This window comes from Yoonia sp. GPGPB17 (genome assembly GCF_037892195.1).
Taxonomy (GTDB): domain Bacteria; phylum Pseudomonadota; class Alphaproteobacteria; order Rhodobacterales; family Rhodobacteraceae; genus Yoonia.
In genome coordinates this window covers 2,694,006-2,706,971 of record NZ_JATACI010000002.1, presented here as the reverse complement: position 1 = coordinate 2,706,971, position 12,966 = coordinate 2,694,006, and the positions used below count along the sequence as shown (strand labels likewise).

General features: G+C 54.8%; 14 protein-coding genes and 3 pseudogenes. 9 read left to right on the top strand and 8 right to left on the bottom strand.

Going from position 1 to position 12,966, the window contains the following annotated elements:
- The first annotated feature begins 30 nt into the window (after positions 1–30).
- Positions 31–351, top strand: a complete 321-nt coding sequence (trxA, locus tag QTO30_RS14320) for a thioredoxin (RefSeq protein WP_247228516.1) — start codon at positions 31–33, stop codon at positions 349–351.
- Between the two features lie 53 nt (positions 352–404).
- Here trxA and QTO30_RS14315 read toward each other — a convergent pair whose 3' ends face one another.
- Positions 405–1,322 carry a capsular polysaccharide export protein, LipB/KpsS family gene (locus QTO30_RS14315; protein ID WP_340424772.1) on the bottom strand — a complete coding sequence of 306 codons (918 nt, stop codon included), beginning with the start codon at positions 1,320–1,322 and terminating at the stop codon, positions 405–407.
- A 100-nt stretch (positions 1,323–1,422) separates the two neighbouring features.
- On the opposite strand from QTO30_RS14315, the gene hslV reads away from it, so the two are divergent.
- The 5 genes and pseudogenes from hslV to QTO30_RS14285 all read left to right on the top strand — a co-directional run bounded on the left by hslV (position 1,423) and on the right by QTO30_RS14285 (position 5,920).
- A complete protein-coding gene (gene hslV, locus QTO30_RS14310) occupies positions 1,423–1,980 on the top strand; it encodes an ATP-dependent protease subunit HslV (RefSeq protein WP_340424771.1) in 558 nt (185 codons plus the stop codon).
- A complete protein-coding gene (locus QTO30_RS14305; protein ID WP_340424770.1) occupies positions 1,977–3,044 on the top strand; it encodes a hypothetical protein in 1,068 nt (355 codons plus the stop codon). The genes hslV and QTO30_RS14305 overlap by 4 nt, the downstream gene beginning before the upstream one ends.
- An 8-nt stretch (positions 3,045–3,052) precedes the next feature.
- On the top strand, positions 3,053–4,360 hold the full coding sequence (gene hslU, locus QTO30_RS14300; protein ID WP_340424769.1) for an ATP-dependent protease ATPase subunit HslU: 1,308 nt from the start codon (positions 3,053–3,055) through the stop codon (positions 4,358–4,360).
- 3 nt (positions 4,361–4,363) lie between these two features.
- The gene (locus QTO30_RS14295; RefSeq protein WP_340424768.1) at positions 4,364–4,639 is read left to right on the top strand and encodes a hypothetical protein; all 276 of its coding nucleotides are present in this window, start codon (positions 4,364–4,366) and stop codon (positions 4,637–4,639) included.
- A gap of 43 nt (positions 4,640–4,682) precedes the next feature.
- Positions 4,683–5,920, top strand: a pseudogene (locus QTO30_RS14285) (MFS transporter).
- Here QTO30_RS14285 and QTO30_RS14280 read toward each other — a convergent pair.
- From QTO30_RS14280 to QTO30_RS14270, 3 genes and pseudogenes are all read right to left on the bottom strand, one after another.
- Complete coding sequence (locus tag QTO30_RS14280; RefSeq protein WP_340424765.1) at positions 5,903–6,493, bottom strand: Smr/MutS family protein; 591 nt, start codon at positions 6,491–6,493, stop codon at positions 5,903–5,905. The pseudogene QTO30_RS14285 and the gene QTO30_RS14280 sit on opposite strands and share 18 nt — an antisense overlap.
- A pseudogene (gene mltA / locus QTO30_RS14275) lies at positions 6,493–7,466 on the bottom strand (murein transglycosylase A). The gene QTO30_RS14280 and the pseudogene mltA overlap by 1 nt, the downstream one beginning before the upstream one ends.
- 53 nt (positions 7,467–7,519) lie before the next feature.
- Entirely contained in the window at positions 7,520–8,182 is a 663-nt protein-coding gene (locus QTO30_RS14270; protein WP_340424763.1) for a Tim44/TimA family putative adaptor protein, read from the bottom strand.
- Between the two features lie 112 nt (positions 8,183–8,294).
- Here QTO30_RS14270 and QTO30_RS14265 point away from each other — a divergent pair, with 112 nt between their 5' ends.
- Together QTO30_RS14265 and secB are read left to right on the top strand one after the other, a co-directional pair.
- Entirely contained in the window at positions 8,295–8,777 is a 483-nt protein-coding gene (locus QTO30_RS14265) for an FxsA family protein (protein WP_340424762.1), read from the top strand.
- A 58-nt stretch (positions 8,778–8,835) separates the two neighbouring features.
- On the top strand, positions 8,836–9,333 hold the full coding sequence (secB, locus tag QTO30_RS14260) for a protein-export chaperone SecB (RefSeq protein ID WP_340424761.1): 498 nt from the start codon (positions 8,836–8,838) through the stop codon (positions 9,331–9,333).
- 9 nt (positions 9,334–9,342) lie between these two features.
- On the opposite strand, the gene dnaQ is transcribed toward secB, so the two are convergent.
- The 4 genes and pseudogenes from dnaQ to QTO30_RS14240 all read right to left on the bottom strand — a co-directional run bounded on the left by dnaQ (position 9,343) and on the right by QTO30_RS14240 (position 12,072).
- Positions 9,343–10,068, bottom strand: a complete 726-nt coding sequence (dnaQ, locus tag QTO30_RS14255) for a DNA polymerase III subunit epsilon (protein ID WP_340424760.1) — start codon at positions 10,066–10,068, stop codon at positions 9,343–9,345.
- Positions 10,061–10,652 (bottom strand): annotated as a pseudogene (gene coaE / locus QTO30_RS14250) (dephospho-CoA kinase). The gene dnaQ and the pseudogene coaE overlap by 8 nt, the downstream one beginning before the upstream one ends.
- Positions 10,649–11,476, bottom strand: a complete 828-nt coding sequence (locus QTO30_RS14245; protein ID WP_340424759.1) for a shikimate dehydrogenase — start codon at positions 11,474–11,476, stop codon at positions 10,649–10,651. The pseudogene coaE and the gene QTO30_RS14245 overlap by 4 nt, the downstream one beginning before the upstream one ends.
- Positions 11,473–12,072 carry a Maf family protein gene (locus QTO30_RS14240; protein WP_340424758.1) on the bottom strand — a complete coding sequence of 200 codons (600 nt, stop codon included), beginning with the start codon at positions 12,070–12,072 and terminating at the stop codon, positions 11,473–11,475. Before QTO30_RS14240 ends, QTO30_RS14245 begins: the two co-directional genes overlap by 4 nt.
- Positions 12,073–12,477: 405 nt before the next feature.
- Between QTO30_RS14240 and hemJ the strand changes: the two genes are divergently transcribed.
- On the top strand, positions 12,478–12,927 hold the full coding sequence (gene hemJ / locus QTO30_RS14235) for a protoporphyrinogen oxidase HemJ (protein WP_340424757.1): 450 nt from the start codon (positions 12,478–12,480) through the stop codon (positions 12,925–12,927).
- The last annotated feature ends 39 nt before the right edge of the window (positions 12,928–12,966 follow it).

Genomic DNA, 12,966 nt, shown 5'->3' with positions numbered 1-12,966 from the left:
TTCAATGATTTTTCGCCAAGGAGTAACCCAATGGCAACCGTAGCAGTCACAGACGCAACTTTTGACGCCGAAGTCCGCCAGTCCGATATCCCCGTCGTCGTGGATTTCTGGGCCGAATGGTGTGGCCCATGCAAACAGATCGGCCCCGCACTTGAAGAGCTGTCCGCCGAGATGGAGGGCAAGGTCAAGATCGTCAAAGTCAACGTTGACGAGAACCCGAATTCTCCTGCTCAGATGGGCGTCCGCGGCATTCCAGCGCTGTTCGTTTTCAAGAACGGTGAAGTCGTGTCGAACAAGGCCGGTGCCGCACCAAAGGCGGCACTGCAGGGCTGGATCGAAGAGTCGATCTAAGCCACTTAATAGACTTTGCATGAAGGGCACCTTTTATGGTGCCCTTTTTGCGTTCAGACAGGCCAACCGTGATACCGCAATGACGCCGCTATCCGCTTCTTTGCCTCTGGCCGCCCTGCGTTGATCGCACGCAGTTGCAGGAACCAATAGAGGTATGCGGCATAGTTCGGCGCATGATCTTCGACTGACGCGAATGCGCGGTTTGCTCCCAATTCAATGGCGTTCAATGCGATATGATGAAAGTCTGACTTCGCGAATAAGATCAGCGGTTTGCTGAAGAAGTATCCCTCAAACCCAACACTTGAGTTCTGCGTCACGATGTAGTCGCAGTTTTGCAAGTAGCGGGGTGAACCAGCACGGTCGATGATGAGCCTGTCTTCGTTCGAATCCAAATCCTCCAACGCCTTTTGTTCCTCGATCGAATACGCCTCGGACGGGTGCAATGTGGCGACGACTTGTCGTTTCGAGTCATGGGCCAGTACCGCTTTCACCATCTCCAACGGGCTGCATGATTGAAACGATCTTTGCCGTAGAAGCTGGCCCTGCAACGGAATATAGACAAACCCGTCTTGACGGGCGTGGTCAGGTGCATCTTGAAACAGCCGTTGCCGCCACAACCGGTAGAAATTCTTGGCCTTGCGTGCATCAACCTTCTTTGGATCAAAAACATCTTGAGCGACCGGCCAATTCCAGCGCGCGGCCTCTTTCTCGATATGCCAGAACGGGTAAATATAGGTCTTTCGAAACGTCAACCCGCGCCCATTCACAGGTTGGTCCATGAGGTAAAGCCCGCGACCTGGCCGCGCCAACGCCCGAAGGCGCGCCAGATCATCATCGCCATCAAAGGCAACGGTCAGCCCAGCCTCCGAGAGCACCTCCGCCACCTTTTTGATGAAGTTTTGATTGCCCCGCTCAGCCTGTTTGCGCAGTTGCGGTGGTAGGTAAAATGTCACTGTATCACGGGCGCTCATCCGCCGAACGCTAGCTGTAGCATACACCATGAACAACCCGTCCGGGGTTGTTTGCCCCCATCGCCCCGCCATATAGGCGTGAGACGACAAGGAGCGATCAATGGCAAGTGAAGAATTCCCCGGCTGGCACGGCACGACAATCATCGGGGTTCGCAAAGGCGGGCAGGTTGTCATTGCTGGTGACGGACAGGTCAGCCTTGGCCAAACCGTGATCAAAGGCACCGCGCGCAAAGTGCGCTGTTTGTCCCCCGGTGGACAGGATGTGATTTGCGGCTTTGCTGGCTCGACGGCAGATGCCTTTACGTTGCTTGAGCGTTTGGAAAAGAAGCTGGAGGCGACACCCGGCCAATTGGCCCGTGCCTCGGTCGAACTTGCCAAGGACTGGCGCACCGACAAATACCTGCAAAAGCTCGAAGCGATGCTGATCGTCAGCGACGGATCCGAATTGTTTGTCATCACTGGTGCAGGCGACGTATTGGAACCAGAACATGATATTGCAGCTATTGGGTCAGGTGGAAATTACGCGCTAGCCGCTGGTCGCGCATTGATGGACACAAAGAAAGATGCCGAAACGATTGCCCGCGAAGCGATGGCGATTGCGGCGGATATCTGTGTTTACACCAACGGCAATCTGACGGTTGAGTCCATCAAAGCATGATCGAACGCGATGATCTCAAAGCCGCAGTTGGCAGCGGGCTGATCAGCGAAAGGCAGGCAGCAGGGCTGATCAGCCTATCTGACAGCCGCCGCGGTGCGCGCGAAAACCTGAACCCGGGCGATGAGCCGTTTGAACTGTTCAAAGGGTTCAATGAGATTTTCATCGTCATCGGCCTGATCATCCTGTCATTTGGCTGGTGGGGCGTTGTGGCCCTTGCGCTGGGCGATGAGGTCGTGAACCTGCAGGACTATGCGATGTGGGTCACGCTGATTGCGGCGGGTATTTTGTGGTTGCTGTCTGAATACTTCGTGCGCAAACGGCGCATGGTTGCCCCCGCTATTGCGCTTTCGATCCTATTTGCGGGAAATGCGGCATTTGGATTCAATGCTGTGCTGGCCGAGCCTTTCATGATCGCGCAGAATGACTATTCCAGCGTTCCTTTGCCCCTTTTGTTGGCGACCGTTGGTATCTTTGTCTATTGGTGGCGCTTTCGCGTGCCATTTGCCATGGCCATGATTGCATTAGGTTTGTTCGTCGTCGCGATCGTTTACGCGGCCAGCCAGCAAGGACGCGGCACAAACCTGAATGAGTTCTTCCTTCTATCCGCCGATGGGCCCTTCGCGTGGATCACCTTGGCCCTTGGAATCTTGGTTTTTATCGCTGCGATGATGTTCGACATGAGCGACCCGCACCGAGTGACACGCAGATCTGCGAACGGGTTCTGGCTGCATGTGGTCGCGGCCCCTGCCTTGGTCAACACCATGGCGTTATCGCTGCTGGATCAGGAAAACGGCGGATCAAACCTGATCCTCCTCGCTGTTCTTTTCCTGTTCGCTGTCGTCGCCATTGTCATTGACCGCCGGTCGTTCCTGATCGCCGCGATTGGCTATATTGTGGCGCTGGCGGCTACTGTTTTTGATGGTGACGGGGCCGCACTGACCGTGCTGATACTCGGCATTGTCCTCCTCTTGCTTGGTGCCTTTTGGGAACGGATCAGGGCACGCGTCCTGCGTCTGATGCCTGGCTTCGTCCCACTGCACCGCCTTCCGCCTTCTCAAGTTTAAGGACTGACATGACAGACCTCACCCCTCGCGAAATCGTCTCGGAACTCGACCGGTTCATCATCGGCCAGAAGGACGCCAAGCGCGCCGTGGCTGTGGCTTTGCGCAACCGTTGGCGGCGTAAACAATTGGGCGATGATTTACGCGATGAGGTTTATCCGAAGAACATACTGATGATCGGGCCCACAGGCGTTGGTAAAACCGAAATCTCGCGCCGTTTGGCGAAACTGGCGCGCGCGCCGTTCCTGAAGGTTGAGGCGACGAAGTTTACCGAGGTCGGCTATGTTGGCCGCGACGTCGAACAAATCATCCGCGATCTGGTGGATACCGCGATCATCGACACCCGCGAACACATGCGTGAAGACGTGAAAGCCAAGGCGCGTGCGGCAGCGGAAGACCGGGTGATCACCGCAGTCGCCGGAACCGATGCCCGCGACGCCACGCGCGAGATGTTCCGCAAGAAACTAAAATCGGGCGAGTTGGACGACACCATCATCGAACTTGAATTGACAGACAATTCCAACCCCATGGGCGGTTTCGAAATCCCCGGTCAGCCCGGTGGCATGGGCGGCATGATGAACCTTGGCGATCTATTCGGCAAAGCGATGGGTGGCCGGACCGTCAAGAAGCGGATGAGCGTCGCCGACAGCTATGAAGCGCTGATCGCCGACGAAGCCGACAAGTTGCTGGATGATGAAACTGTCACAAAGGCTGCGTTGGAAGCTGTCGAGCAAAACGGCATCGTTTTCCTGGATGAAATCGACAAAGTCTGCGCGCGCGCCGATGCCCGTGGGGCCGATGTGTCGCGCGAAGGCGTCCAGCGTGATTTGCTGCCGTTGATCGAAGGGACAACAGTTTCGACAAAACACGGGCCGATCAAGACGGACCACATCCTGTTCATCGCATCTGGCGCATTCCACGTGGCGAAGCCATCGGACCTGCTGCCCGAATTGCAAGGTCGCCTGCCGATCCGTGTCGAACTGCGTGCGCTCACGGAGGATGATTTTGTCCGTATCCTGACCGAGACAGACAACGCGCTGACGCTGCAGTATTCGGCGCTGATGAAAACCGAAGAGGTCACGGTGACTTTCACAGAAAACGGGATCAAGGCGCTGGCCAAGATCGCAGCCGAGGTCAACGAAGCCGTGGAAAACATCGGCGCGCGCCGTCTTTATACCGTGATCGAGCGGGTGTTCGAGGACCTATCCTTCAACGCGCCCGACCGCGCTGGTGACGAGATTGCCATTGACGCGGCCTTTGTCGAAGAGCATTTGGGCGAGCTGTCGCGGTCGATGGATGTCAGCCGCTATGTGCTTTGATCTGTGCTAAAGCTGAACAGATATCCGGTTTTTGCCATTCTGCTGATCGCAGGGCTTTTTACCATCATCTTTGCCTATGCCACGCTCAACCTGTTTCAGATGTCGATGGCAAACATTCGGTTCATCCGAGAGTTCGGGTGGACCGCTGTGATGGAAGGCGCGTTAGTGCAATTGCTAGAGATTGCCATTTCGGGGGCGTTAGCCCTGCTAAGCTATATTGGTTTCAAGATTTGCGAGAGCGAGTTGGTTCACAGATATCACGATTGGCAAAACAAGTGATTTAGGGCTTTCGTCCACTGTGGTCTGGGATCATCAAAGCGGGATGAGCCAGCCGACCGGATATCTGCGTTTCATCCGCGAAAATGTCCCGTTCCTTGCGACGGGGGCGCTATTGTCATTTCTGTCGAGTTTCGGGCAGACGTTTTTTATCTCGATCTTCGGTGGTGAAATCCGCGCGGCATACGGATTGTCCAACGGCGACTGGGGACTGATTTACATGGTCGGTACCGGTGCCTCGGCCCTCTTAATGGTGTTTGCTTAAGCGGGTTGGCTGATAGGTTCCGCGTGCGCACGCTGGGAATCATCGTCATTCTGATGCTCGCGTCCGCCTGCCTGTTCATGGCGTTCAATGCAGTTGCAGCGTTGCTACCCTTTGTCATTTTTGCACTGCGGTTCACAGGCCAGGGCATGACGCACCATGTCTCAACTGTCGCCATGTCGCGCTGGTTCATCGCGACACGCGGGCGCGCTTTGGCAGTCGCTGCTTTCGGCTTCATGTTGGGCGAAGCGACATTACCACTGACCATGGTCTGGCTGAAGTCATTCATCGATTGGCGTACATTGTGGGTTTGTTTCGCGGGTTTTTGTGTCTTGGCCTGCTTTGTCCTTTACCGCTTACTCAGGCTAGAGCGCACACCGCAATCCATGGCGGAAACAACCGAGGCAACGGGTATGGGCGGCAAGCATTGGACCCGGGCCGATGCCCTGCGTCATCCTTTGTTCTGGGCCATGATCCCTGCAGTCATGTCATTCTCTGGCTTTGGCACAGCCTTTTGGTTTCATCAGGCCCATTTCGCCGAGATCAAGGGTTGGTCGCATCTCGCGCTGGTGTCAGTTTTTCCGCTCGGTACGATCATGCTCGCTCTTTCAACTATCGCCTATGGCTGGGCGATCGATCGGTTCGGGGCGACGCGGCTTTTGCCGTTCTACCTGATCCCCTATGTGATCGCGTTCATCTTGCACTGGTATGCGCCATCATTGGGCTGGACTGCCCTTGCCGTCGTGTTGATGGGTACGGCTGGTGGCGGTCAGGCTACCTTGCTCAACGCCTGCTGGGCCGAGTTTTACGGCACCAAACACATTGGGTCGATCAAATCAGCTGCCGCTGCTTTGATGGTACTGGGGTCGGCTATCGGACCGGGCCTGAGCGGTTGGTTGATCGACCAAGGTGTTGGTTTCGAAGTGCAGATGCTGGGGTATGCTGCGGCCTTTGCCTTCGCCGCACTGATCCTGATCATTCCGACACAGACAGCGCGGCGGGCTTTAGCGGTTGCGCCTTAGGTAAACATAATACGCCCCGTGCCCACCATGTTTCAGGTGGGCTGGCGTGACCTGCAAAATCGCTTGCGATAAAGGCGGCAGTGCCAACCATTGCGGGACCTGATGGCGCAGCACCCCGAAGCGGGTTGGAATCGGGCCACCATCATCGCGGTCTTTGCCTTTGCCTGTGATCACCAAGACCAAACGGTGCCCCATAGATTGCGATCCAAGAATGAAGGCGACCAGTTCCGGGTGCGCCTCGGCCATTGTCATGCCGTGCAGGTCGATGCGTGCTTCGGGTTTGAGCTTACCGCGCTTCATTTTGCCGAACGACTTATTATCCATGTTCACCGGCGCGACCGCTAACCGATCAACCAATGGACGCATCACGTCATGGGTGCGTGCCATATCCGCTTTTTGACCAACGCGAAAATCAGGTATCGGGTCATGCAAAACCAAAGTTTTCTTGGGCTTTTGAACCGGTTGTGCGTCAGGCTTTGGCAAGTCTCGGTCCGCATGCAATGGCGTTGCACGTTCGGCGACCCGGTCCCAAAGCGCGCGTTCTTCCGCAGATAGATGACGAGGCTTGCGCACTACCGGTTCGCCACAACCAGACGATGCGCCATTGTCGTCGGCATAAGAACAACCATGCGACCCCCGTCCCTGATCTTGCCCGCCTCTCGTCCGGCCTCATCCCCGGTGCCAAAGAATATGTCTGCACGCTGCGCACCTTTGATCGCAGAGCCCGTATCCTGCGCGATCATCAGGCGGTTCATCGGCTCCGCACCTTCCTTTTCAATCCAGACAGGTGCGCCCAAAGTCACAAAGGCAGGATCAATGGCGATTGAGCGACCTTCGGTGATCGAACGGTTCATCGCGCCAAGCGGGCCCAGATCAGCAGGCACTTCGCTGACTTCCCGAAAGAACACATAGCTTTCGTTTTCCCACAAGAGCGCGCGGCCCTCTTCGCGATTTTGACGCACCCAGTTGCGGATCACGGCGGCGGACACCTGATGCGGTTCAAAAATCCCGCGATCAACCAGCGCCATACCGATGGAGGAATAGTTGCGCCCGTTTTTATCGCCATAACCCACACGCATCATGCTGCCATCTGGCAGGCTGATGCGGCCTGATCCTTGCACCTGCAAAAGAAAAGATCGACAGGATCAGTCAGCCAGGCCAGTTCCAAACCACGGTCGGCAAGCGGCTGATCCTCATCAATCTCGCGGCGCGTATAGTACGGCTCTCCAGACACAAGGTCATCCGGCACCCCGTAGATCGGATAGCGGTATGAGGCACGCTTTTCGCGCGACCCGGGAAGCTGGGGCTCGAAATAGCCCGTGAAAAGCATCTCGTCGCCATCTTCAATCAGGACAGGGTTAAAGAACTTTTCAAAAAAACCACGTGGATCAGGGTTCGTCTTGGTGAAATCACACAAGACCTCCCATTGGGGATCATCCAGATCACGGCAGGTATTGGTAAAAACATCAAAGGCGGCCTGATGATCATCATCACGCCACCCTTGCAAATCATCGAACGTCAGCTGGGTGTAGGTCGGTTCAGCCATTGCGCTGCCCGCAAGTAAAAAGAGAACGCTGCACCGACAAACCCAGCTAAGGATCATTCGCCGGTGGCAACAAGCCGCCAGTTCGGGTCGCCCGCGTCCATTTTGCGGGCGAAGGTCCACGTATCTTTCTGACGTTTGATTTCGGTTTCGCTGCCTTCGATAACGTCGCCCGCATTGTCACGCACGACAGATGTCATCTCGGACTTAAAGCGCACCGACACTTCACCCTCTTTCGAGAATTCGTCGAATACGGCCTCGGTCAAGGTCATATCGCTGATGCCGATAAACTTGGCATCAATGGTCAGGCCCTGACGCTGGCGCTCATCAACGACCGATGCGAAGGCCTCGTAAACATCTTCCGAGATGAACGGCACGATGCTATCCAGATCGCCGTTTTCAAAGGCCATCAGGATCATCTCATAGGCGCCGCGGGCACCACCCAGAAATTCACTGACGTTGAACGATGGGTCGATACGCTTCATCGCGGCCAACGCTTTGGCTGAGTCTGAATCTTCCTCAACGTGGTCCGTGATATCCAGATCAGGACCACCTTCGATGACATCGAAATCAGGCTTGCCAACGCGCGATGACGGCTCTGGCCGCGTCACGGCGGGCTTTTCAAAACCTTCGCGCGTGCCAAGCACGCCACGCAGGCGCAAAATCAAGAAAACAGCGATGCCAGCAAGCACCAAAAGCTGAATAAGCGGAGAGTTCATTGTGACCTCGTTTTGGGGAGGGCATGGAAACACGCCCTTTCGTCCCTTATGTAGGTCGCAGGCGGGGCCGAGTCCACCTTACCCCCCGCACATGTTATGAAAGGCACACCTTATGTGGCTGTTATTTGCGTTTATCGCAGTCCCGATGATCGAAATCGCGCTGTTTATTCAGGTTGGCGGGTTTATCGGGGTATGGTGGACCCTGTTGATCGTGTTCATGACAGCGATCGCCGGATCGTATCTGGTACGCAATCAAGGCTTACGGGAAATTGGCAACCTGCAAAGATCATTTTCGGAGCTGCAAGATCCGACTGAACCCTTGGCGCATGGCGCGATGATCTTATTTGCGGGAGCATTGCTGCTGACACCAGGGTTTTTTACAGATGTTGTTGGTCTATCACTTTTGGTTCCAAGTGTTCGCAGCGCAGCTTTTGTCTGGGCAAAGTCCAAAGTGAAAGTGCAGCGATTTGAAATGGGCCAAGGCCCCACCCAGCACCCACGCCAAACAGGTGATCGTGTGATTGACGGTGACTTTGAAGACGTAACCTCACAGAAAAGCCGCAACAACGGTCCGTCAGAGTGGACCCGGGATTGAGCCCGCACATTTAGGCTGATAGGAACGCGCGAACCTTATTTAACCGGAGCAGTTTTCCATGACAGATACACCTGAAAACGGTGCAGCCGCCGCACCAGCGGCCCCGCAAATCACCAGCCGCGTTTTAGCGCAATACATTCGTGATATGTCTTTTGAGAACATCCTCGCGCAAAAGGGTGTGACAGGTGATGCACAGCCCGAAATTCAGGTGCAGGTCAATCTAGATGCGCGCAAGCGCAGCACCGAAAACCAATACGAGGTGATCACAAAGCTGAACATCACCAGCAAAACCAAAGAAAAGGGCGACCCCCTTTTCGTGCTTGAAATTGAATACGCTGGCGTGTTCCACGTGGAAGGTGTGCCCGAAGATCAGATGCACCCTTACCTGCTGATCGAATGCCCACGTATCACATTCCCATTCCTGCGCCGGATCGTCAGTGACGTCACCCGCGACGGTGGTTTCCCGCCGCTGAACCTTGAAACAATTGATTTCCTGGCACTCTATCGGTCTGAGCTAGCACGCCGGACAGAAGCCGAAAAAGCGAAGGCCAACTAAACCAGATTCTTAGCTGTTCCAGATCGCGCCGTCGCCTAGCCGTTCAACAAACGCGGCATGGGCGGCGGCTTCTTCTTTCGTGAGCTTGGGTTCCAGCGGTTCGGGCCGCGGCATCGGGCGCCAGTCATCAGATTGATCCCCCTCAGTTTGGGTCCGCGCATCGGCAGCCAGCGCAAAGTCCGGCTGACGCCCCCCGATCAACTCAAGATATACCTCTGCCAGGATTTCACTATCCAGCAACGCGCCGTGCAGCGTGCGCGAACTGTTATCGATGGCGAAGCGGCGGCAAAGCGCGTCAAGCGATGCCGGTGAGCCCGGAAACTTGCGACGCGCAATCGCGAGCGTATCCAGCGCCTGATCCATTGGCAGCAAAGGGCGGTTCAACCAACCGAGTTCAGCATTCAAGAACTTCATATCAAAAGCGGCGTTGTGGATCACCAGTTTGGCATCTCCGACAAAATCAACGAAGTCTTGCGCGATATCCTTAAAAATCGGCTTATCCCGCAGTGTTTCTTGACCCGGCTTTGGCTCTTGCGGCGGTTCCAGCAAATCGGGGCCGATCCCATGCACACCAAATGCCTCTGTCGGCATTGAACGCTGCGGGTTAATATATTGGTGATAGGTGCGCCCCGTTGGAACATGGCCCATCAACTCGACCGCACCGATTTCGACAATCCGATCACCTTCATGCGGTTCAAAACCGGTCGTTTCGGTATCGAGTACGATTTCACGCATCTGTTTGCCCTGTCAGTTCTGAAATCAGTTTTCGCACGGCCATCCGGGTGTCGTCTAGGTCCAGCGTTTCAATCACATGGTCAGCGGCAGCACGTTTTTCAGCATCGGGCATTTGGCGCACAATAATCCGCTCGAACTGATCTTCAGACATTCCGGGACGGGCCATAACCCGGTCTTTCTGCACGTCAGCTTGGCGCTGAAACGACAAGAACGGAGGTTAACCAACCTTGCGCACTTGTTTCAAACAACAAGGGAATATCAAAGACGACAAGGGGACCATTGTTGGCATCAAGAAAGGCGGCGCGGTGCTGTGCGACCAAAGGATGCACGATTATTTCGAGTTCGCGCAGAACACCCAGATCATCTGCAATCATCTGTTTGAGACGGTCCCGGCTGACCCAACCATCTACGACAGCCTCTGGCAAGGCTGTTTGAATAGGTGAAACGGCAGCGCCACCTTTGGCATAAAGTTCATGCACGGCCGCATCAGCATCCCAAACGGGAACACCTTCATCACGAAACATCTGGGCCGTCGTGGACTTTCCCATGCCGATGGAGCCGGTCAATCCTAACAGATGCGTCACGCCAACACGGCCGCACGGGTGGCATCATCGACGTCAGGGCGCCGACCAAACCAGCGTTCGAAACCAGGGACACCTTGATGCAAAAGCATGCCCAGACCGTCAACCGTGATACAGCCCTTTTTAGTTGCCGCGAGCAGGAATGGAGTTTGCAATGGATTATAGACAATATCTGTCACGACGGCATTGGGCGAAAGCGCATCAAGTGAAACTTTGAATTCCTGTGCACCGGTCATGCCGAGGGATGTTGTGTTGATGACGGTATTGGCGTCTTCAAGCATCTGGTCGGCCTGCACCCAGTCAACAACACTGACACGTGCACCGAAGTCTGCGCGTAGTGCTTCTGCCTTGGCGCGGGTTCTATTCGCCAGAACAATCTGTGGAACACCTGCGTCAGCCAGCGCCACGATAATCGCGCGCGCAGCACCACCGGCGCCAAAAATCGCGGCGGGGCCAGCTTTCGGATCCCAATCCGGGGCGCTTTGCCGCAGATTGGCCATGAAACCATAGCCATCCGTATTATCCGCGAAAATCCTACCATCTTCCTTAAAGATCAACGTGTTGGCAGCACCGATCAGCGTCGCCCTATCGGTGATCTGATCGGCGAACTGCATCACACTTACCTTGTGAGGGATCGTGACATTTGCACCGATGAACCCTTGGGCGGGAAGGGTGCGAAGCGTTGTTTCAAGAGCATCCTCTGTCACTTTCAATGCTGTGTATTCGCCATCGATCTCATAACGGTTCAGCCAATAGCTGTGCAGCTTGGGCGAAAGAGAATGGCTGATCGGGTTTCCGATGACAGCAGCGCGCGGGATGTTTGTCATGACGGCAATGTTCCGCGAAGTGTCAAGTATGACAAGAGTTCAAGGAGCGGTAAGCCAAGGACATTGAAATAATCTCCTTCAATGCGTGTAAAAAGTCGCACTCCTTCTTCTTCCAGCTTATAAGCACCGACCGAATGGCGGATACTCTCCCAATTTCGATCGACGTAGTCTGCGAGGTAATCGTCAGAGGCATCCCGCATCAAAAGACGCACAACGCCGACGTGACGCCAAACTGGCTTACCATCACCATAGATCACCGCAGCGGACAAAAGCTGGTGTTTCTGGCCGCGCAATGATTGCAGCTGAGTCAATGCTTCGTCTGGGTTCTCCGGTTTGCCATAGATGTCTTGGCCAAGTGCCAGTATCTGATCGCAACCTATAACAAGTGCATCTGGATGACGTGCAGCAACGCGTTGCGCCTTAAGCTCGGCGAGCGTGTCGGCAATGTCACGTGGTGATGCGTGTTCGGCTTGCAGTGATGCGCGAACTGACTCTTCATCGACACGGGCAAGCGAAACGCCAAAATCCAAACCTGCATTCCGTAGGAGCTGAGCACGGATTTCAGAGCCGGAGGCAAGGATAATCTGGTCGCTCATGTGGATAACCTTTTGGACAAGTTCTGTGTTGTAGGACAAGCTGTTTCTGGGATAACTAGCATGCTGTCTAAGCTTGGGTAGAAATCTGTCGTTTCGCATTGGCCCAGCCAGCTTTCTCCACGGTGGATATGGATAAGTTGCCGCTGTGGAAGAATCATTGTGATAAGGTGGTCAACCCCACGAAAGACGAAAAATGGCTACAATTGGTTACACCTAAGTTTTTGTTTTTCATATACTAAAGTGTTCAGAATGAAATCGCCGCGCTTTTATTTCATTTCTACCGTCTTGGGATAAGTCTGAGGATCAATCAACAACCCACAGAAAATCACCCGACAAACAACAACATCATCTTTTCTTTCTCTTTATATTTATTAAGGAAGAGTAGGGCCCTGACAGTGGAATAGTATGATTGATCTTCTTGACAGTTTTTATCCGTGGATCAAAGCGATCCATATCATGGCTGTGATTGCCTGGATGGCTGGGCTGTTCTACCTGCCCAGGTTGTTTGTCTATCATGCGGAACGCGCCAGTGTTGGATCCGAGTTGGATCACACGTTTCAGATCATGGAAGAGAAGCTGTTGCGGGTGATTATGAACCCGGCGATGATTGTCGCATGGGTGGCGGGTTTGATCATGATCGGCTTGGGTGCGTTTGATTGGGGGTCTGCCTGGTCTTGGGTGAAGCTGGTGGCGGTGATCTTGATGACGGGAGCGCATGGATGGATGAGTGCCAGACGCAAGGAGTTTGTCGCGGGAACGAACACACGCTCGGGTAGGACATACCGGTTGTTCAACGAAGTACCGACAGTTCTCATGGTCTTGATCGTGGTGGCCGTGGTTGTGCGACCTTTTTAGTGGTTGATTGACTCTGGGGTTCGGCTTGCCTATGTCTTA